This is a genomic window from Neobacillus niacini, assembly GCF_023715785.1.
GTDB lineage: Bacteria > Bacillota > Bacilli > Bacillales > Cytobacillaceae > Neobacillus > Neobacillus niacini_E.
Map to the genome: position 1 here is coordinate 1 of NZ_JAMBOX010000083.1, position 428 is coordinate 428.

General features: G+C 43.2%; 1 protein-coding gene. It reads right to left on the reverse strand.

The genetic code is table 11. The features are described from left to right. Positions 1–85 precede the first annotated feature (85 nt). Positions 86–428, reverse strand: a 343-nt coding sequence (locus M3234_RS28945; RefSeq protein ID WP_285858864.1) for a UDP-N-acetylglucosamine--N-acetylmuramyl-(pentapeptide) pyrophosphoryl-undecaprenol N-acetylglucosamine transferase, incomplete at its 5' end; no start/stop codon positions are given.

The window sequence follows — 428 nt, forward strand, 5'->3', positions numbered from 1 at the left end:
TGCCAAGGAACACCACGTTTTTGAGCGCAACTCCTTTTAAAAGTTGTGATGAAGGCGATATGTGTTGACTGCTATTCACTAAACCTTATACTTTATTCGTTAATTCATTTAATATTGCCTCGGCTATCCTTGCATCTGCATCATACATCGCCAGGCCCCCGATATTATGTTTTAGACTTTCCTGTGCCGTGCTATCTCTTGACAAAGCCACCACGGAAGGCACCAGGATTTGTAACGTTTCATTGTCTTTGATCATTTCCGCGGCATGAGCATTTACCAAATTTTTTGCATTCATGGTTTGATGATCCTCTGCAGCAAACGGATAAGGCACAAAAATAACTGGCTTTCTTACCACGCATAGTTCTGCAATTGCCATTGCACCACTGCGGCTGATAACCATATCCGCAGCTGCGTAGGCATATTCCATC